The organism is Ideonella paludis (assembly GCF_018069865.1).
Taxonomy (GTDB): Bacteria; Pseudomonadota; Gammaproteobacteria; order Burkholderiales; family Burkholderiaceae_C; genus Ideonella; species Ideonella paludis.
Genome location: NZ_JAGQDG010000001.1, coordinates 127,762 through 147,037, shown reverse-complemented (window position 1 = coordinate 147,037; position 19,276 = coordinate 127,762). Strand labels below are relative to the sequence as shown.

The window sequence follows — 19,276 nt, the reverse complement described above, 5'->3', positions numbered from 1 at the left end:
GACGAGGCTGAGCGCTTTTTCCTAAGCAAACACATCGCCCCACCCCCAACAGGAGAACAGTCAAATGGCAGTCGGAAAGGAAATCCGCGGCAAGATCAAATCGGTGGAGAACACCAAGAAGATCACCAAAGCCATGGAAATGGTGGCCGCGTCCAAGATGCGTAAGGCGCAAGAGCGCATGCGCAACGCCCGCCCCTACAGCGACAAGATCCGCAACATCACGGCCAATCTGTCGCAAGCCAATCCGGAATACCACAGCGCCTACATGCGCACCGACGGCAAGTCGGGCGTCACCGGCTTTGTGGTGGTCACGACGGACAAGGGCTTGTGCGGTGGTTTGAACACCAACATCTTGCGTGCTGTCACGAACAAGATGAAGGACGTGCAAACAGCCGGCGGCAAGGTCGAGGCTGTGGCGATCGGGTCCAAGGGCTACGGCTTCTTGAACCGCATTGGCGCCAAGGTGATCTCGCAAGCCACAGGCTTGGGTGATGCGCCCCAACTCGAAGCGCTGATCGGCCCCCTCAAGGTCATGCTCGACGCCTTCGTGGCAGGCAAGGTGGATTCGGTGTACCTGTGCTACACCAAGTTCATCAACACCATGAAGCAAGAGCCGGTGGTGGAGCAGTTGTTGCCGCTGTCGGCAGACGCGCTGAAGCAGTCGGAAGCCGAAAAGAAGGCCTACGGCTGGGATTACATCTACGAGCCGGATGCGGCCACGGTCATTGACGAGTTGCTGACTCGTTATGTCGAGGCGCTGATCTACCAGGCGGTGGCTGAGAACATGGCCTCTGAGCAATCCGCTCGGATGGTGGCCATGAAGGCTGCGACCGACAACGCCGGCACGCTGATTGGTGAGCTCAAGCTCATCTACAACAAGACCCGCCAGGCAGCGATCACGAAGGAACTCTCCGAGATCGTCAGCGGCGCCGCCGCGATCAGTGGTTGATCAGGGCCCCGCAGCCCTCAGCAGCCCGCTACAGACATCGAATTTAGATTGAAGGACCTGAAAATGACTCAAGCCCAAGGCAAGATCGTTCAGTGCATCGGCGCCGTCGTGGACGTGGAATTCCCGCGCGACCAGATGCCCCGCGTCTATGACGCTTTGAAGATGGAAGGCTCCGCGCTGACCCTCGAAGTGCAGCAGCAGCTGGGTGACGGCATCGTCCGTACCATTGCGCTGGGCTCTTCGGACGGCCTGCGTCGTGGCGTGATGGTGACCAACACCGGCAACCCCATCACCGTGCCCGTGGGCAAGGCGACCCTGGGTCGCATCATGGACGTGCTGGGCACGCCCATCGACGAGCGTGGCCCTGTCTCGCAAGAGCTGACCGCCTCCATCCACCGCAAGGCCCCCACCTATGACGAACTGAGCCCCTCGCAAGAGCTGCTCGAGACCGGCATCAAGGTGATTGACTTGATCTGCCCGTTCGCTAAGGGCGGTAAGGTTGGTCTGTTCGGTGGCGCCGGCGTGGGCAAGACCGTGAACATGATGGAACTCATCAACAACATCGCCAAGGCTCACTCGGGCTTGTCGGTGTTTGCGGGTGTGGGCGAGCGTACTCGTGAGGGTAACGACTTCTATCACGAGATGGCCGACTCTGGCGTGGTGAACCTGGAGAACCTGGGCGAGTCCAAGGTGTCCATGGTTTACGGTCAGATGAATGAGCCGCCCGGCAACCGTCTGCGTGTCGCCTTGACCGGTCTGACCATCGCTGAGTCCTTCCGTGACGAAGGCCGTGACGTGCTGTTCTTCGTGGACAACATCTACCGCTACACCCTGGCCGGTACCGAAGTGTCCGCGCTGCTGGGTCGTATGCCTTCTGCCGTGGGCTATCAGCCGACGCTGGCGGAAGAAATGGGCCGTCTGCAAGAGCGGATCACCTCGACCAAGGTCGGCTCGATCACCTCCATCCAGGCCGTTTACGTCCCTGCGGATGACTTGACCGACCCGTCGCCTGCAACGACCTTCGCTCACTTGGACGCCACCGTCGTGTTGTCGCGTGACATCGCTGCGCTGGGTATCTACCCCGCCGTGGACCCGCTGGACTCGACCTCGCGTCAAGTGGACCCGAATGTGGTCGGCCAAGAGCACTACGAAACCACCCGTGCCGTGCAGTCGACGCTGCAGCGCTACAAAGAACTGCGCGACATCATCGCGATTCTGGGTATGGACGAGTTGTCTCCTGAAGACAAGCTGGCTGTCGCCCGCGCTCGTAAGATCCAGCGTTTCCTGTCGCAGCCTTTCCACGTGGCCGAAGTGTTCACGGGCTCGCCTGGCAAGTACGTGCCCCTGAAGGAAACCATCCGCGGCTTCAAGATGATTGTGGCTGGCGAGTGCGATCACCTGCCTGAGCAGGCCTTCTACATGGTGGGCACCATCGACGAAGCCTTCGAAAAAGCGAAAAAGATGCAGTAAGACGGCGCATTCGGGTCTGATGCGTCGTTGGCCTCCTCGCCGTACAGGGAGTACGGCTGTGGGGGCCGCCTAGCCTCAAACCCGACTGCTTGCTTCCTGCACCTTTTCCCTCATAGAAAGAACGATCATGGCAACCATTCATGTCGACGTGGTCAGCGCAGAAGAAAGCATCTTCAGCGGTGAAGCCAAGTTCGTCGCGCTGCCGGGTGAGAACGGTGAGTTGGGCATTCTGCCCAAGCACACACCGCTGATCACCCGCATCAAGGCGGGCGCGGTGCGCATTCAGCGTGCCGACAATGGCGAAGAAGAGTTTGTGTTTGTTGCGGGTGGCATTCTTGAAGTGCAACCCAACAACGTGACCGTGTTGGCCGACACCGCCATTCGCGGCAAGGACTTGGATGAAGCCAAGGCCAACGAAGCCAAGAAGCTGGCGGAAGAGGCCATGAAGAACGCCAAGAGCGACATCGACCTGGCCGCTGCGCAAGGCGAATTCGCTGCGATGGCTGCTCAGCTGGCTGCTATCCAGAAGTTGCGCAAGCAACGCTGATCAAGACTCGCCCGGATCGTCAGATCTGGGCGCACCCGGCACCGTCATGGCGCCTCTGAACCCGCATGCCGCAAGGCCTGCGGGTTTGTGTTTTTTAGGGCCTGTTGACCTACAAATCCAACCCGCGTGAGCCCTACGGGCCATGCCAGTCTAGGCGCGCTGCGCCGCCCGCACCGCTGTGCGGGCAAGCGGCGCAACAACGAAAGGCGTGGCCTGTAGGACTCACCCTGAGGGCGGGGCGTCCATGGGTGCTGGCGGGCGTTGCTCACCTTGCCCGGACACCACAAGCCCGGGCTGCGGATCGCGCCTACTCCAGCGCCCTTGGACACTCCTGCGCGGGCAGGATTTATAGGTCAACAGACCCTAAAGCACCCACGGTGCGTTGGGCAACTCGTTCGGGTTGGCGGCGGCCTCATCCACCACCGGAAAGTGCTCCTGCAGCAAGGTGCCCACGGTGGTGACGGCCTGGGTGAGGCCGGCCTCAAAAGCCCCTTGGCGAAACTCATCGCGCATCGTCGCCACCAAGGCCGCCCACTGAGCTTGGGGCACGCGCGCACTGAGCCCTCGATCCGCTAGCACTTCGATGGCATGGTCGGCCAAGAGCACGTAGATCAAAACGCCGTTATTGGCTTCCGTGTCCCACACACGCAGGCTGCTGAAGAGCTCGATCGCACGCTCGCGCGAACGCAGGCCGCGCCGCAGCAACTCCATCGGTAAGCTGGCTTCCACGCACACCCTGATCTCGCCGCTGTGCAGCTTTTCGCTGGCGGCCACCTGTGCTTCAACGCGCGCCAAGGTACCCGCACCCAGCAGCTTGGGCACGTCGTCGGTGTCGAGCCAAAAGTGCTGCCACCAGCGGCTCAAAGCAGTTGCGCCCATCTCACCAATCTCCCGAGGCGCCACCGCCTCCAAACTCTCCGCCGCCACCGGAAGAAAAGCCGCCGCCCCCGCCCCAACCTCCGCCGCCGCCACCACCGCCCCAGATCACGGGGCCGCCGCCTCGCCGCCCACCTCCCACGCCCAATACGCCCACGAAGATCAGCGCCAAAACGCCGGCGACAACGCCAAGAAAGAGACTGGTGGTGATGAGCCCGGCCAACGCGCCCGTGCCGACACCGGTGGCCAACACGCCAAGCTTGCGCCCTAAGATGCTGCTGAGCACACTGCCGGCCACGGGGACGCCGATGAAGAGCAGCATCGCCACCTCTTGCCAGCCCCACTTGGCCTGCTTGGCTTTGCCGCCCCGGGCTGCCGGGGCGGGCAGGTGCTCACCCCGAATCCGGGCCATCAATTGATCGACCCCTTGGTTCAGGCCGCCCGCGTAATCGCCAGCCTTGAACGCGGGCCGCAACGCTTGGTCAATGATCTGTCGGGCAGCGAGGTCCGGCACGGCCCCCTCGAGATCCTTGGCCACTTCAATGCGCATGCGGCGGTCGTCTTTGGCCACCACGATCAGCACACCGTCGCCCACACCTTTGCGGCCAATCTTCCAGTGGTCCGCGACCCGATAAGCAAAGGCGGCCAAATCTTCCGGCTGGCTGGAGGCCACCATCAGAATGACCAACTGTGGCCCCGACTCAGTCTCGAAGCGTGCCAGCTTGGCCTCCAAGGCTTGCCGCTGCGCGTCGCTCAAAGTGCCTGTCTGGTCCATGACCCGCGCGCTCAGCGCAGGAATGGGCTGCAGGTCTTGCGCCCGCGCGCGGCCCTGCAGCACGGCGAAGAGCGCCAACGCCAGCGCCAAGAGGGGCCAAAGCCGGCCCCCTTTCCATGCACTGCGCCAAGCCAAGCTCGTCATGACCGGGTCACTTGGCGGGCTTGTCGAAGCTCACCGCCGGCGGCGCCGAAATTGCCTTCTCGTTTTCCACCGTAAAGGTGGGCTTGACCTCGTAGCTGAACACCATGGCCGTCAGATTGCTTGGGAAGCTGCGGGCCAGAACGTTGTAGTCCTGAACCGACTTGATGTACTTGCCGCGGGCCACGGTGATGCGGTTCTCTGTCCCCTCCAACTGCACACGCAAGTCTTGAAAGCCTTGATTGGCCTTCAGGTTGGGGTAGTTCTCTGACACCATCATCAGGCGGCTCAAAGCACCCGTGAGCTCACCCTGCGCAGCTTGAAACTTCTGAAAGGCTTCAGGGTTGTTCACGAGCTCCGGTGTGGCTTGAATCGATGTGGCTTTCGAGCGCGCCTCGATGACCTTGGTCAGCGTTTCTTGCTCAAAGTTGGCTTCACCTTTGACGGTCGCCACGATGTTGGGAATCAAGTCTGCACGCCGCTGGTACTGGTTCAAGACTTCGGACCACTGGCTCTTCACCTGCTCGTCCAGCCGCTGAAAATCGTTGTAACCACAACCGCTGAGGCTCAGAGCGCTCGCGGCCACAGTCAGGGCTAAGGCGCTACGCTTGAGAGAAGACAGTGTCATGTGAGGCTCCTTGTCTGAGCAATTGATAGGACGCCCCATAAATGAGGCTCGTGAGTCAAAAATCAAGGGGCGCTGATCAGCGCTTTGCGCCTTGTCCGCCATCAAGTGGGCAAGATCAAGCCAGCGGAGATAATCGCCAGATGTTCGCACCGCTCACCAATGACACCTTTCTGCGCGCCTGCCTGCGCCAGCCGACTGACCATACGCCGCTGTGGCTGATGCGCCAAGCCGGCCGCTATCTGCCGGAGTATCGGGCCACGCGGGCCAAGGCCGGCAGCTTCATGGGCCTGGCCACCAATGTCGACTACGCCACGGAAGTGACCTTGCAGCCCTTAGAGCGCTATCCGTTGGATGCTGCCATCTTGTTCTCCGACATCTTGACCGTGCCGGATGCCATGGGGCTGGGCCTGAGCTTTCAGTTGGGTGAGGGGCCGAAGTTTGCACACGTGGTGCGGGATGAAGCCGCTGTGGCCGCGCTGCGCGTGCCCGACATGAACAAGCTGCGCTATGTCTTTGACGCGGTCACCTCGATCCGCAAGGCGCTGAATGGCAGGGTTCCCCTGATTGGCTTCTCGGGCAGCCCGTGGACGCTGGCCTGCTACATGGTCGAAGGGGGGGGCTCGGATGACTATCGCCTGGTCAAGTCCATGCTCTACAGCCGGCCCGATCTGATGCACAAAATGCTGGCCATCAATGCGCAGTCGGTGGCGGCCTATCTGAATGCCCAAATCGATGCCGGCGCCCAAGCCGTGATGGTGTTTGACAGTTGGGGCGGCGTGCTGGCGGATGGGGCCTTCCAAGAGTTCTCTCTGGCCTACACCCAACAAGTCGTGGCAGGTTTGCAGCGCGAGAAAGACGGCCAACGCATCCCCGTGATTGTGTTCACCAAAGGTGGCGGGCCTTGGCTGCAGCAAATTGCGGGCATTGGCGCCGATGTAGTGGGCCTCGATTGGACCGTCAATCTGGCTCAGGCGCGAGCGGCTGTGGGGCACCAAGTGGCCTTCCAAGGCAACTTAGACCCCAACGTGCTGTTTGCCCCGCCGGAGGCCATTCAGCGTGAGGCCATCAAGGTGTTGGACAGCTTTGGTCGTCCACAGAAGGCCGATGGCAGCTGGGATGGCCACGTCTTCAACCTGGGGCATGGCATCAGCCAATTCACCCCGCCAGAGCATGTCTCGGCCTTGGTGGAAGCGGTGCACACCCACTCTCGAAAGCTGAGGGCTTGAGGCCGTCTGGCAGGCGGGGCTTGGTCGATCTGACAGGATGCCAAGCCACCAGTGCTGCACAGTGAGTGAGCGCTCAGGTCTTGACTTATCCCCACTTTTCCGGGAACGAAGCGACTAACTTGCCACACTGTGCCTTAGGCTGCCAAAAAATCTAGACTTCACGTACTAAGTCATTGATAGTAAAAGACATTTTGGGATTGCCGCAAAACCGGGCAACTTAAGGCGAAGGCCAGTGGATCAAGGATTTAGCGCGGGTCAAGTCTGGTTTCCCACAAAGTTATCCACAGAAAACGTGGGTAACTGGGAAAGGGCTTCACAATCATGAACTTAGCGCAGAACGCTCAGGTGAAATCAACGAAGCCCCAACAAGGCGACCGGCTTTGAGCACCGAAATGATGCAGCGGCTACGTGTGGCCGTAGAGACCCCGCAATATGCCGGTTTAGCCCGTGCGCTTGACTACGCTTGCCCTCACCACTTGCCTGCCGGCACCCTGGTCAGAGTGCCCTTAGGACAGCGCAATATACCCGGGATCGTGTGGGCGGGGGCGCCAGATCAAGAAGCCGCTGAGGCTCGACCCTTGGCGAGTCTCAAGCCTGTCGCCGAAGTGATGCAGGCCCTGCCCCCGCTGCCACCTGTCTGGTGCGATCTGGTGGACTTCACGGCCCGCTATTACCAGCGGGCTGTGGGCGAAGTCGCGCTCTCGGTGCTGCCCCCAGAGCTGCGAAAGCTTGACAACGCTGGTTTGGACAAGCGCCTGCGCCTGCTGGCCAAGCGGTCTGGCTGGGCCATGCCAGAGCCCGAAGGCTCGCTCCCCCCGCGTCGCAAGTCCGCCAAAGTGCAGAGCAGTCGACCCGGGCCCGCTGAGCCAGCGCCGCCCCCGCCGCTGCCAACGCTGCAGCCCGAGCAAGCGCAGGTCTTGGCGACTCTGGCCGATGCCTTTGAACAAGCCCAGCCGCCTTGCCACCTGCTGCATGGTGTGACGGGCAGCGGCAAGACCGAGGTCTACCTGCGGGCCGCCCAACACGCGCTGGATCTGGGGCGCCAAGCCCTGGTGCTGGTGCCTGAGATCAACTTAACACCACAGTTAGAGGCACGCTTCGCTGAGCGATTTCCGGGGCGCCGCCTGGTCTCACTGCACAGCGGTCTGACTCCCGCGCAGCGCTTGGCGAATTGGCTCACCGCACACCTCGGACATGCGGACCTGGTGCTGGGCACCCGTCTCGCGGTCTTCTGTCCCCTCCCGCGCCTCGGCTTGATCGTCGTCGATGAAGAGCACGACCCCAGCTACAAACAGCAAGATGGAGCGCGCTATTCCGCGCGCGATCTGGCGGTGTACCGGGCTTGGCTTGAAAAAGTCCCCGTGGTGCTCGGCTCGGCGACACCCTCCTTGGAGAGTTGGCAGCATGCACAGACCGGCCGCTACAAGCTGCTGACCATGGCGCAACGGGTAGGGCAGGGCGAGTTGCCTAAAGTCCGAATTGTGGACATGAACCTGCAGCCCCAACCGGCGCCAGGTCAGCCCGCCGCACCGCTGAGCGAGCCGCTGCTGACCGCCGTGCGGGCGCGGGTTGAGCGTGGTGAGCAAAGTCTCTTGTTCCTGAACCGACGGGGCTTTGCGCCGGTGCTGAGCTGCACCGCCTGCGGCTGGAAGAGTGGCTGCCCGCACTGCAGCGCCTGGCGCGTGTTCCACAAGCTCGACCGCACCCTGCGCTGCCACCATTGCAGCTTCACCGAGCGTGTGCCCAAGGCCTGCCCGGACTGCGGTAACCTTGATATTCAGCCGGTCGGTCGAGGTACCGAGCGCCTCGAAGAGCAGGTCGCCGAGTTGCTGCAAGGCCTAGAGCGGCCAGGCGGCGGGGCGGTGCGGGTGGCCCGCATTGATGCTGACACCACCCGCCTCAAAGGAGCACTCGAGCAGCAATTGGCGGCCGTGCATGACGGCAGCGTGGATGTCTTGATTGGCACGCAGATGGTCACCAAGGGGCACGATTTTCGCCGTGTGACCTTGGTGGCGGCCGTGAACCCTGACAGTGCGCTGTTCACCGCCGACTTTCGAGCCCCAGAGCGCCTTTTCGCCACACTGATGCAGGCCGCAGGCCGCGCCGGCCGAGACGCCGCCGCTGCGGCCAGCAGCGAGATGTGGATTCAGACCTGGAGCCCCACTCACCCTCTGTTCACTGCCCTGCGCCAGCACGACTTTGCGCGCTTTGCCGCCTCGCAACTCCAAGAGCGCGAGATGGCAGCGCTGCCACCGTTCTCGCACCTCGCGTTGCTGCGCTGCGAGGCTCGAGACGCTGCGGTGGCCGAGGGATTTCTGCGCCAGGCGCGCGACATGGCGCAAGCCTTGCTGACAGAACAGGCTGCTGACGGTCAGGTCACGTTCTATGCCCCCGTTCCGCCCCATGTCGCCAAGGTGGCCGGGCTAGAGCGGCGTCAAATGCTCATCGAGGCCAGCACACGGCCCGGCCTGCAGCGGCTGCTGGCCGCATGGATGCCGCAACTGCCGGCGCTGCGAGGCCAGCACAAAGGGCTGGCGCGATGGGCGATGGATGTGGATCCCCTCAGCATTTAAGGGCGAGGTGCCTTATCTCGGGTTGACACCAAACCCCCATGCCATCAGCGTGAAGCTCCCAACGGCCAACACGGTCGAGCCCAAAATGATCCGCGCAATACGGCCGGCGTCTGCGCCATGGCGCTCCACCAGCAATGAAACGTTGCTGGCGCTGGGAAGCGCAGCGGCCAAGGTCAGTACCGTAAGTTGAGCGTTGCTCAGTGGCGCACCCAAGCCGCGTGCGGCCACACCCAAGATCAGGATGAGCAAGGGATGCAGCAGCAGTTTGATGGCCACAATCGTCATGACGCTGCCGGCATTGAAGCGGGTCCACCCATCGCGCCACGCTTGTGCTTGGGGCTTTCGGCGCCTTGGCGCGCCCAGCAAGCGGCTGAGTGAATCTGGTGAGGTGGGGGCTGCGCCACCCACATCAGAGAGCGGCCAAACTGAGGGCATGGTGCTGGCATCTGGGTCCACCAGCACCGACTCTCCGCGGGCGGCGCGTTTGGCCATGGCCATGGCGCGCTCGCGATGATCTTGGGCGGGCGCCGCTCCCGCAGCTTGGGCTTGACCGGAGCGCCAAAGCACGGCGCCGATGGTGAACAGGGCGACGGGGCTCGCTGCGTTAGCCAACATGTTGACGACCGACAGCACGGGGCTGGGCACCTCCAATTGCAAGACCCCTAAAGTGGCGCCAGCGGCAATGGACCAAGGTAAAGGGTTGGAGACTGCTGCCTTGAGGGATTGCAGCAGCGCCTTGAGCGGGCTTTGTCCACTGCGTTGCCCAGTCTGCGCCAGCGCCAGGCAGGCCGAGCTGGTGATCATCATGTCGGCCAAGATGGTGCAGATCACCGGGCCTGCAGCCTGCGGCCCGAGCAGGGCGACCAGCAAGGGCACACCCATGAAGCCGGTGTTGGGGAAGGCGGCCACCAAGGCGCCAAACGCGGCGTCCTTCATGCCCACCCGCCGCGACAGTGTCATGGCAATGGTGAAGAACACGACCAAAGCGGCGGCGGTCAAGTAGACCGCGAGCACGCTGGGGTTCAGCAACTCCAGCACAGGCGTGCTCATGCCAAAGCGGAACAGCAGACACGGCAAGGCAAAGAACAGCACAAAGGCGTTCAGCCCGCCGATGGCCGACTCCGGCACGATGCGGCGGTGGGCGGCCAAATAGCCGCAGAGCACCAGCGCAAAAAACGGCAGTGTGGTGAAGAGGATGGACTGCATGCGAGCTGCGAGTATCGCAGCCCAGGCCGTCCATCATTGCTGCGGCTTGTTACTGCATCAGGGCGTCGGCGTCGGCCACCGCCAGGCGATGATCGGGCAAGTGCGCTTCCAGCCAGGCCAGATCCAGTTGCAGCAGGTTCACCAAGGCCGCTTGGCTTTGCAGGAGGCCTTCTGTGGCGGATACCCCGGCGTCGCGGGCGTCCGCAATCACGCTGGCCAGGCGCAATGCCGCCCCCAACCGGCAGAAAGGCTTGACCTCCAACGGGTCTGCCGCCGCATTAAAGGCCTGTATCAAGGCCGTGGGAAAGCGCCAGTGCCGGGCCAATTCGGCGCTGATCAAGGGATGGCTCACGCCCATGCGGGCTTGCTCTTGGCCAATGCGGCTGTCCAACTCCGTGCAGTGGGAGGCGACTTCGGCCATGCGCTGGGGCTCCACCAAGATCATCAACAATTGCCCGGTGCGCAGCATCAGCCCCCCTAGATAGGCCGTGTCTTCGTCAGCGTCCAGCCAACGAGCAAGAGGTTGCGCATAGGCGGCAGTGGCCATGGTGCCGCGCCAAAAAGCCTTGCGATCAAAGCCGGGGATGTTCGGGAAGGCGCCGGCCATGCAGGCGGACAAGGTCAGGTCTCGCAGCGTACGCAGGCCTAAAGCCGCAGCGGCATCTGGCAACGAAGAGACGCTGCGAGCTGGGCTGTAGCGGGCGGAGTTGGCCAATCGCAAGACCTTGGCCGACAGCGCTTGGTCTTGGCCCACCAGGGCGGCTAATTCGGGCAGTGAGAGGTCGTCTCGGTCGAAGGACTGCAGCAGCTTGTGCGCCACTTCGGGCATGGCGGGCATGGCGGTGGCGCGTTCGATGTAGGGAGCGATGGCGGGCATAGAGGCGGGTCCTCGGCAAGTGTTGGTCTCCTCAACTTCGACCCACCTTGCGCCCGCCTTGAGCAAGGGTTGCGCTCAATCCTTCACGACTGCGGGGCGTCCAGCCTCGACCACGTAGCGGGCAGCGATACGCACGGCGCTATCCACTTGCAAGGCGTCGTCGACCGCCATCAAGCGAGCCTCCAAGCGCTTTTCACTCAAGGTGAAGCCGATATAGCCGCGCGCATCGCCTCGGGCGTAATGCACATGGGGGTTGAGCTTGGCCGCGGCCTCAATACGAGCCTGTGGCAGAGACAAGCTGCTGATGGAGGTGCCGCAGAACTCGGTCGCCACGACCGGACTGCGCGGGTCGTGTGCGTGGCGGTGCAACTCCGTCACATAGTGGGTGTGAACATCGCCGCCCAGCACGACGGCACCTGCTAGCTTGCGCTCGGCCACCGTGTCCAGCAGGCGTTGGCGGGCGGGGGCGTAGCCGTCCCAGCCGTCGGTCCAGACCAGGCCGCCGTCGGCACCAGCCGGGTCGCTCCAGGCGAACGGGGCCATCAAGGTTTGCTGTGCCAGCAAGTTCCAGGGGCGCTGGGTGTCCCAGGCCTGAGCCAGCCAGCGCTCTTGCTCGCGGCCCAGCAGGCTGCGCTCTGGCGCGGCCAACTCAGGGCAGCTTTGGCGCGTGACGGTGTTGGAGCCACCGCGACTAGGCTTGGGGCAGGCTTGGGGATCTCGGTACTGACGGTCGTCCAGCAAGAGGATGCGGGCCAAGCGTCCCCAATTCAAGGCGCCGTAGATGCGCGCATCGCTGCCGCTGGGGCGCATGGCTTTGGGCAATGGCAACGCCTCCCAGCAGGCCTGATAAGCCGCCGCGCGCTGCAGCCCAAAGTGCGGCTGCAGGCTTTGACCCTGCAGGCCGGCATAGTCGTTATCCACCTCATGGTCGTCCCAGATGAACAACCACGGGCAGGCTGCATGGGCGGCTTGCAGCAAGGGGTCACTCTTGTACTGCTGGTAGCGCTGGCGGTACTGTGCCAAGGTGCTGACCAAGCCTCCGTAGTGGCGTCGCAGGGCATCGGGGCGCGAGCCGTACTCGTAGATGTAGTCGCCCAGAAACATCACCAAGTCAGGTTCGTCCAGGACGACCTGCCGCCAGGCGGCGTAATGCCCCATGTCGTAGCGCTGGCAGCTTGCAGTGGCGAACTTCAACGTGGTGCCAGCGTCCGGCGCGGGCGCCGTGCGGGTGCGGCCCACCATGCTCTGCCCGCCCAAGGCATGGAAGCGATACCAAAACCAACGGTCGGGTGGCAATCCGCTAAGTTCGGCATGCACGCTCCAGCCCCAGGCGGCTTCGGCCACTTCAAGGCCTTTGGCCAGCACGGTCTTGAATTGCTCATCGGCGGCGATCTCCCAGCGCACCTCAACGCGCTCTGGCAGGTCATGGCCCGACAGTTGAGTCCACAGCACCATGCCATCGGGCCTAGGGAATCCGCTGGCCACGCCCAGCGAGAAGCGTGGCACATCGGCAGCCCGCGCCCAGGGGATGAAACAGGCGCCCAGGGCCGTCAAGCTGTGGGTCAAACACGCTCGACGTGTGGGAAGGAGTTCTGGGGGCATGGGGTGGCCTTTTGCAGCGCGAGTGCCCGATGCTAGCGCTTGATCTGGCGCAATGGGGTAACAGGCTGGCGTCAGGGTTTGCGCCTCACAATGGCCTGTGGCCCCAGCGGCTCCGACTACCTAGATCATCTCAGTGCCCAACGCCTTCAATTTCTCGGCCTCGCCCTTTGATGGCCTCTCCAATGACGAGCGCCAACTCGTGCGCGACAGTGTGGACATCGCTTACTTCCAAGAGGGTGAGACCATTCTGGAGCCCGGTGTACTGCCGACGCATCTGTTTGTGGTGATCAAGGGTGTGGTGCATCAGTTGGATGGTGATGAGGTCGTGGCCAGCTTTGGCAAAGACGACACCTTTGATGGGCGCTCTCTGGTGGCCGGCAAGGTCAGCAGCCGATTTGTGGCCAAAGAAGAGGTCCTGGCCTATCAGCTCACCCGCGATGCGGTGACGGAGCTGATCTCCCGCAATGCCACCTTTGGCGCCTTGTTGTTTGCGGATCTCTCCAACAAGCTGAGTGCCCTGTCCAAACGCTCCAGCCAGCACGAGATGCAATCCCTGGCCATGGCCCGGGTGCATGAGGCGGCCGTTCGGCCCATCACCGAAGTCGATGCTGATCTCGACATCGTGGCGGTGGCTCGGGTCTTCAATGATGAGCGCACGGATCGTGTGCTGGTGCGCGACCGCCGCAGTGAGCCCGAGCGCCTGGGTATTTTCACGACCACCGGTTTGCAGCGCGCCATTCTGCATGGGCGTCCTCTGCATGAGTTGCCGGTTCGGGAGTTGGCGACCTTCAGGCTGGTCACCGTGCGGCCTGAGGCCTATCTCTTTGATGCCCAAGCCATGATGATCCGCCACCAAGTGCGGCGAGTGGTCGTCTCTGAGTTGCTGCCCAGTGGCGGTGAGCGCATTTTGGGCACGCTCGACCAGCTGGATTTGCTGAGCTTTCTGTCCAACCACTCCTATCTCATCACCCGCCAGATTTTGGAGGCCAAAGACCTGGCGGAGCTCAAGCCTGCGGCGGGGCAGCTGACGCGCTTGATCGCCCTGCTGCACCGCGGTGGCACACCGGTGCGCTTGATCGCCCGCTTGGTGCAAGAGCTGAATGCGCAGTTGTTTGATCGGGCCTGGCACTTGATTGCGCCGCCGGAGCTGGTGGCCAACTCTTGCTTGTTCGTGATGGGCAGTGAAGGCCGCGGCGAGCAGTTGCTCAAGACCGACCAAGACAATGCGCTGGTGCTGCGTGACGGCTACCAAGCGCCGGCAGACCTGGCTGAGATTTGCGAGCGCTTCTCTGCCACGCTGGCCGACTTTGGCTACCCGGAGTGCCCAGGCCGCATCATGGTCAACAACCCGACCTGGCGCATGCAAGAGTCCGAGTTTGCGCAACTGGTGCGGCGTTGGCTGATGACGCCTGATGCCGAAGGTCTGATGGCCTTGGCCATCTTCTTTGATGCCCATGCCGTTTGCGGTGACGCAGGCCTGCTTGAGCGCGTGCGCGGCGAAGTGTTCCGCTTGGTCTTGGACAACGATGTGCTGATGGCGCGCTTCGCGGCCGCCATTCATTCCTTTGACCACGCCCACGGCTGGTGGAACCGGCTGCGCCTGCTGGGCGAGGATGATGCACTGTTTGACATCAAGAAGGCCGGGCTCTTCCCCTTGGTGCATGGTGTGCGCAGCTTGGCCTTGGCCCATCGCGTGACGGCCACCGGCACCGAGGCGCGCATCGATGCCTTGGCCGCAGAGCACCGCCTGCCGCCCGACTTGGCCACCTCCATGGTGGACAGCCTGCATCTTTTCATGCGCCTGCGCCTCGATGCAGGTCTGCAAGCTCTGGAGCGCGGAGAGGCCTATCGCGGCATCGCGCTGGACCAACTCAGCAGCTTGGACCGCGACTTGCTGAAGGACGCATTGGCTGTGGTCAAGCGCTTCAAGAACCTCTTGTCCCAGCGCTTCCGTCTGGACATGCTGTGAGCCGAGGTCAGCCATGAGCACGGTGACGACGGCCCTGCCTCAAGCGCCTGCCTGGTGGCAGCGCCCCTGGCAGCGCCTGCAGCGCGAGTGGATGCTCTACCACTTGGGCGACCAACGCATGCGCTTCCTCTATGACGAGCCACCGCCCGACGAGTGGGTTTCGGTCGACTGTGAAACCACCGGCCTCAACCCCAGCCGGGATGAAATCATCGCTATTGGGGCGGTGCGCATCGTGGGCAACCGGGTGATGACCAGTGATCGCTTGGAGTTGTTGGTGCGACCGTCGAAGGCCATTTCGGCCGAGGCCACCAAGGTGCACGGCCTGCGTCAACGTGATGTTCAAGATGGTCTGGAGCCCGACGAGGCCATGCGCCAGTTACTGGCCTTCATTGGCGCGCGGCCGTTGGTGGGCTACTACCTGGAGTTTGACGTGGCACTGATCAACCGTGCCATCTTTCCGATGCTGGGCGTGCGCCTGCCCCAGCCCAAGGTGGAGATTTCCTCGCTCTATTACGACTGGAAGCAGCGCCAATTGCCCCCTTGGCAGCACGGTGCCAGCATCGACCTGCGCTTGGCCACCTTGATGCACGACCTGGACTTGCCGACCCGGCGGGCCCATGACGCGCTGAACGACGCCATCATGGCCGCGCTTGCATTCGTCAAACTGCGGGCTTTGCTGCGCTGAGGCTGTTGGCACTGCGGGCTTTGGCCCAGCCTCTGTCTTAGGGGGCTTGCGGGTGCCACTCGAACGCGGACGCCACTTATACTGGCCCTTTCGCTCGCCCGCTTGACCGCCCCGCTCCATGCTGAAGAAGAAGACACTGCCCGCCGCGCGACGGCTGGCGCGCTTGCCCCAGCATGATGGGCTGCCCGTTGAGCGTGAGGTCCTGGTCGCCTTGGGTGGCCTTGGGCTGACTTGCTGAAGCCCTTGGCATGCGCATGCGATGGCCCGACACCGCTAGACCTCCCCGAGGCGAGCGCGTCGCGCTGCCCACGCCAGCCTGCTGGCGCCGCGGAGCTTTAGGGCGCAGGGCTTGCACTCACTCGCTTTTTCAGGAGACCCCATGACGACGTTGCACGATATTCGCCGCTGGTCGACGACTGCACGTCCGGTTTTCATTTGTGGGCTCGAGCGCTCAGGAACTTCGATTCTGCAAGTCTCTCTGAGTCGGCATCCCGAACTGTTTGCCGTCAAGGACGTCTACGAGACCTTCATCTTTTTGAAGCCACGCTCGGCCTTGCAAGACCCCGCGCCGCAAATGACCCAGGCCTATCTGCAAGGTGAGGCGCAATGCAGCCGCTTTCGCAGTTTTGTGGCCAGCCTTGGTGGCGAGAAGGGCGAGCTGTCTGAGGCTGATGTGATCCGGGCATTCTTCTACTTCGCCGCCCACTATGTTTACCCCGGTCGCCAGCCCCTTGAGAAGACACCGGCCCATGTGCGCAAGTTAGGCCGCATGCTGGAGCTGTTTCCGCTGGCCCGCGTCGTGGTGTGTACCCGTGACCCGGTCAGCATCGTGGCCAGTTACCGCAAGCGCTTGGCCGCCGAGAAGGCCTTGGGCAAGGGTGTGGATGAGTGGGGCTGGTTGGACCGCACCGCCGAGCAACTGATCGGCCACTTTGAGCAGATCACCGAGAGCATTCTGGATGCGCGCCAGCGCTGGCCTCAGCAGGTATTTGTCGCCCCCTACGACTGGATGACGAGCACGCCCGAGCTGGCCTTGCGCGCCATCTGCGACTTTGCGGGCTTGGCCTTTGTGGCCGAGGTTTTGAAGCCCAAAGAGGTGCCGGGCCGCCAGGTTGACGAAATGCTCTCCAAGCCCATCACCCGGCGCGAGCCCGACATCGATACCTATGTCGATGCTGACACCGAGCGCATGATCCTCGAAAAAACTCAGGCGATGCGCATTGTGTGGGATCGACCTGGCTTGCTGGCTGGGTCAGACTGATAACTTCTAGCGCCAGCCCATCCCACTTTTTCCCGAGCGTTCGACCATGATCATCTCTCCCAACCTCCGATTTGTCTTTGTGCATGTCCATAAATGCGCGGGCACCAGCATTGAGACGGCGCTGGCCACTCAGTTGGGCGTCAATGATCTGGTGATTGGCTCCACCGAAGACGGGGAAAAGCAAAAGACCTTTTTTGCCGACGTGCTCAAGCTGCGCAAGCACTCCACGGCGCAAGAAGCCAAGGACTTGTTGGGAGAGGCCCGGTGGAAGAATTTCTTCACTTTCGGGTTTGTGCGCCAGCCGGTGGATCGCCTGCGCTCTTTGTATGCCTACGCCAAGGGCTTGGCCGAGCGCAACCCGCTGACAACCGAGGAGCAGGCTGCGCTGGCCGCTAAGGGCGAGTTCCCTGCACGCCATCCTTATAAGTTCAAGGCGGTTCAAGCCGCGGTCAGCGCCCAGAGCTTTGACGCTTTCGTGCGCAATCCCCGCACCTGGCAAGACGCCGGTGCCAAGCCGCAATGGCAGAGCCTCTGTGACGCCGAAGGCGTGGTCATGGTCGACATGATTGGCAAGGTTGAAAAAATTGGCGACGACTGGGCACGCGTTCAAAAGCGCTTGAAGTTCACCGCACCTTTGGGCCTGCAGAACAAGAGCCCGGAGCTCGTGGCGGACGAGCTCAGTCCTGAGGCTTGGCTGATGATCCGCAAGCATTACCTGCGCGACTTCAAGATCTTTGGCTACACCGTGCCGCCTCAAGTGGTGCAGGCCGGCCCCAAGGCAGGCGGCAAGCCGCAAGGTGGCAAGGCCAATGCGTCGGCGGCGGGCAAGATTCAAAGCTCAGGCGCTGCGGCGGCTTGATTCGTCTCAGCCTGTGCGCGGCGCAGGCGGTCTGGTTTTTTCATGAGGTTGCGATGGCGGTTGTCTGCGAGCGTCTGCAGTATTTGTTTTTCGTGAATCCCCTGACGGGCTCGCAAGCCATCACGCGGACGCTCATGGAGCATTTGCATGGCGAGCTGTTGCCGCCCGAAGACGTGGTGCGTCGGGGCAAAGTGTTGGCACGCCGGCAAAACACGACGCCCAAAATGGTGCTCGCCGCAGAGCTGCTCTCCGAGAGCGAGTTCAAGGCGCTGCTGAAGTTCACGGGGGTCCGTAATCCCTTTGACCTGCTGGTCGCGCGCTACCTCAAGCAAGGGGGAAGCCGCCCCGGCGAAACACCCGATGAGGCAAGCGACGGTAAGGCTGCAGGCCTCAGTTTTTCCGCTTGGCTGAGGCAGACCCATGAGGCGCTGATCAAAGAGAAGCGCGAGTCTCGGGCCCAGCTCAACTATGCGGATCAAGTGGATGTGGTGATCCGCTTTGAGGCCCAGCAAGCCGGCTTTGACGAGGTTTTGCAGCGGCTTGGCGTCCACGAACCCTTGGCGCTCTACCCTGACCCCGACAAACCCGGCCCTAAGACCTTGGATTACGCCGCTTTTTACAAGGGCGAGGACGTGGACCTGGTGTCTCGTCTTTATGCCAAGACCTTGAGCCGATTTGGCTATCGTTTTGATTCGGAGAAGACGGCATGATCATCAATCACACGGGCAGCTTTGTGTTCGTGCACGTGCCCAAGGCGGCAGGGACGTCCATCTCGCGCCTCTTCACCAAGTTCAGCACCTATCGCGATCTGGAAGTGGGCGGCACACCCCTGGGTGAAGCGGTGCAGCCCTTTTTCAAGCGCCGCTACGGCCTGGCGAAGCACTCCACGGCGCAAGAAATTGAAGCCGTCATGGGTGAGCAGCGCTTCGGCAAGTACTTCACCTTTGCCTTTGTGCGTAACCCCTACACCCGGGCCTTCAGTATCTTCAACTACCTGCATCGGCAGCAGGACCGCAAAACCCTCAAGACCCTGGCGGCCGTCAGTTCGCTGACCGAGTTCGGTGAGTTTTTGCGCTCTGAGTATTTCGCGGGCGACGGCATGGACCGCATCTTGCGCCCTCAAACCTTCTGGACAGACCTGCCCTCGCAACGCGCGCTGGACTTTGTCGGTTCGGTCGAAGCGATTGACGCTGATGTGGCCTACATCCTGAGCCACACCGTGAAGGCCGGTAAGAAGGCGGCCCATTCGGAGGAAAGCAGCGAGGTTCAGGCACGTAATCGCAGTACAGAGAACCCCAACGCCCTGTGGGACTTGTTGCGCCAAGACCCAGAGGCCGAGCGGCTTATCTATGAACGCTATCAAAGCGACTTCGAGCGCTTTGGCTACGAGCGCCTGGACATGAGCACGAACGCGAGCTACGACGAGCGACGTCTGCGCGACCGCGGCGATCAGGCGCACTTGAAAGTGCTCGACATCAAGCCAGCGCTCACGCCTGAAGAGGACGCCGCAGCCGGCCCGCTCATCAAGCGCAAACCCAACGGCGCCAAAAAGGGCGGTGGCCCCAAGGCCGAAGGTAAAAAAGGCCCAGGCCCCAAGCGGGGCAAGTGGGTGGCCTGAAAAACCCATTCGCG

At 62.6% G+C, this 19,276-nt stretch carries 17 protein-coding genes; 11 read left to right on the top strand and 6 right to left on the bottom strand.

Going from position 1 to position 19,276, the window contains the following annotated elements:
• The first annotated feature begins 64 nt into the window (after window positions 1-64).
• The 3 genes from atpG (at window position 65) to KAK11_RS00575 (ending at window position 2,966) form a co-directional block, all read left to right on the top strand.
• Complete coding sequence (gene atpG / locus KAK11_RS00585) at window positions 65-949, top strand: F0F1 ATP synthase subunit gamma (RefSeq protein WP_210805120.1); 885 nt, start codon at window positions 65-67, stop codon at window positions 947-949.
• 63 nt (window positions 950-1,012) lie between these two features.
• Complete coding sequence (gene atpD / locus KAK11_RS00580; protein ID WP_210805118.1) at window positions 1,013-2,419, top strand: F0F1 ATP synthase subunit beta; 1,407 nt, start codon at window positions 1,013-1,015, stop codon at window positions 2,417-2,419.
• Between the two features lie 127 nt (window positions 2,420-2,546).
• Window positions 2,547-2,966 carry a F0F1 ATP synthase subunit epsilon gene (locus tag KAK11_RS00575; protein WP_210805116.1) on the top strand — a complete coding sequence of 140 codons (420 nt, stop codon included), beginning with the start codon at window positions 2,547-2,549 and terminating at the stop codon, window positions 2,964-2,966.
• 363 nt (window positions 2,967-3,329) lie between these two features.
• Here the strand turns inward: KAK11_RS00575 and KAK11_RS00570 are convergent, their stop codons facing one another.
• From KAK11_RS00570 to KAK11_RS00560, 3 genes are read right to left on the bottom strand one after another with little or no spacing between them, the layout of a single operon-like run.
• On the bottom strand, window positions 3,330-3,845 hold the full coding sequence (locus tag KAK11_RS00570) for a TPM domain-containing protein (RefSeq protein ID WP_210805114.1): 516 nt from the start codon (window positions 3,843-3,845) through the stop codon (window positions 3,330-3,332).
• A gap of 1 nt (window position 3,846) precedes the next feature.
• A complete protein-coding gene (locus KAK11_RS00565) occupies window positions 3,847-4,761 on the bottom strand; it encodes a TPM domain-containing protein (protein ID WP_210805112.1) in 915 nt (304 codons plus the stop codon).
• A 7-nt stretch (window positions 4,762-4,768) separates the two neighbouring features.
• Window positions 4,769-5,386 carry a LemA family protein gene (locus KAK11_RS00560; protein ID WP_210805110.1) on the bottom strand — a complete coding sequence of 206 codons (618 nt, stop codon included), beginning with the start codon at window positions 5,384-5,386 and terminating at the stop codon, window positions 4,769-4,771.
• 140 nt (window positions 5,387-5,526) lie between these two features.
• Here KAK11_RS00560 and hemE point away from each other — a divergent pair, with 140 nt between their 5' ends.
• Both hemE and priA read left to right on the top strand, forming a co-directional pair.
• Window positions 5,527-6,612: a uroporphyrinogen decarboxylase gene (gene hemE, locus KAK11_RS00555; RefSeq protein ID WP_210805108.1), complete on the top strand. Its 1,086-nt coding sequence runs from the start codon at window positions 5,527-5,529 to the stop codon at window positions 6,610-6,612.
• A gap of 392 nt (window positions 6,613-7,004) precedes the next feature.
• On the top strand, window positions 7,005-9,185 hold the full coding sequence (gene priA / locus KAK11_RS00550; RefSeq protein WP_210805106.1) for a replication restart helicase PriA: 2,181 nt from the start codon (window positions 7,005-7,007) through the stop codon (window positions 9,183-9,185).
• Between the two features lie 12 nt (window positions 9,186-9,197).
• On the opposite strand, the gene KAK11_RS21645 is transcribed toward priA, so the two are convergent.
• From KAK11_RS21645 to KAK11_RS00535, 3 genes are all read right to left on the bottom strand, one after another.
• Window positions 9,198-10,391 (bottom strand): AEC family transporter, encoded by a 1,194-nt coding sequence (locus KAK11_RS21645; RefSeq protein ID WP_246498181.1) that lies wholly within the window; start codon window positions 10,389-10,391, stop codon window positions 9,198-9,200.
• A 49-nt stretch (window positions 10,392-10,440) separates the two neighbouring features.
• Window positions 10,441-11,268 (bottom strand): HDOD domain-containing protein, encoded by an 828-nt coding sequence (locus KAK11_RS00540; RefSeq protein WP_210805104.1) that lies wholly within the window; start codon window positions 11,266-11,268, stop codon window positions 10,441-10,443.
• Window positions 11,269-11,343: 75 nt separating this feature from the next.
• Complete coding sequence (locus KAK11_RS00535) at window positions 11,344-12,834, bottom strand: alkaline phosphatase D family protein (RefSeq protein WP_210805102.1); 1,491 nt, start codon at window positions 12,832-12,834, stop codon at window positions 11,344-11,346.
• 169 nt (window positions 12,835-13,003) lie between these two features.
• On the opposite strand from KAK11_RS00535, the gene KAK11_RS00530 reads away from it, so the two are divergent.
• From KAK11_RS00530 to KAK11_RS00505, 6 genes are all read left to right on the top strand, one after another.
• Entirely contained in the window at window positions 13,004-14,839 is a 1,836-nt protein-coding gene (locus tag KAK11_RS00530) for a DUF294 nucleotidyltransferase-like domain-containing protein (RefSeq protein ID WP_210805100.1), read from the top strand.
• A 13-nt stretch (window positions 14,840-14,852) separates the two neighbouring features.
• Window positions 14,853-15,524, top strand: a complete 672-nt coding sequence (locus tag KAK11_RS00525; protein WP_210805097.1) for a 3'-5' exonuclease — start codon at window positions 14,853-14,855, stop codon at window positions 15,522-15,524.
• Window positions 15,525-15,903: 379 nt separating this feature from the next.
• A complete protein-coding gene (locus tag KAK11_RS00520) occupies window positions 15,904-16,785 on the top strand; it encodes a sulfotransferase family protein (RefSeq protein ID WP_210805095.1) in 882 nt (293 codons plus the stop codon).
• 46 nt (window positions 16,786-16,831) lie between these two features.
• Window positions 16,832-17,644: a sulfotransferase family 2 domain-containing protein gene (locus KAK11_RS00515; RefSeq protein ID WP_210805093.1), complete on the top strand. Its 813-nt coding sequence runs from the start codon at window positions 16,832-16,834 to the stop codon at window positions 17,642-17,644.
• 53 nt (window positions 17,645-17,697) lie between these two features.
• Window positions 17,698-18,354, top strand: coding sequence for a hypothetical protein (locus tag KAK11_RS00510; RefSeq protein WP_210805091.1), 657 nt, complete (start codon window positions 17,698-17,700; stop codon window positions 18,352-18,354).
• Complete coding sequence (locus tag KAK11_RS00505) at window positions 18,351-19,262, top strand: sulfotransferase family protein (protein ID WP_210805089.1); 912 nt, start codon at window positions 18,351-18,353, stop codon at window positions 19,260-19,262. The genes KAK11_RS00510 and KAK11_RS00505 overlap by 4 nt, the downstream gene beginning before the upstream one ends.
• Window positions 19,263-19,276 lie beyond the last annotated feature (14 nt).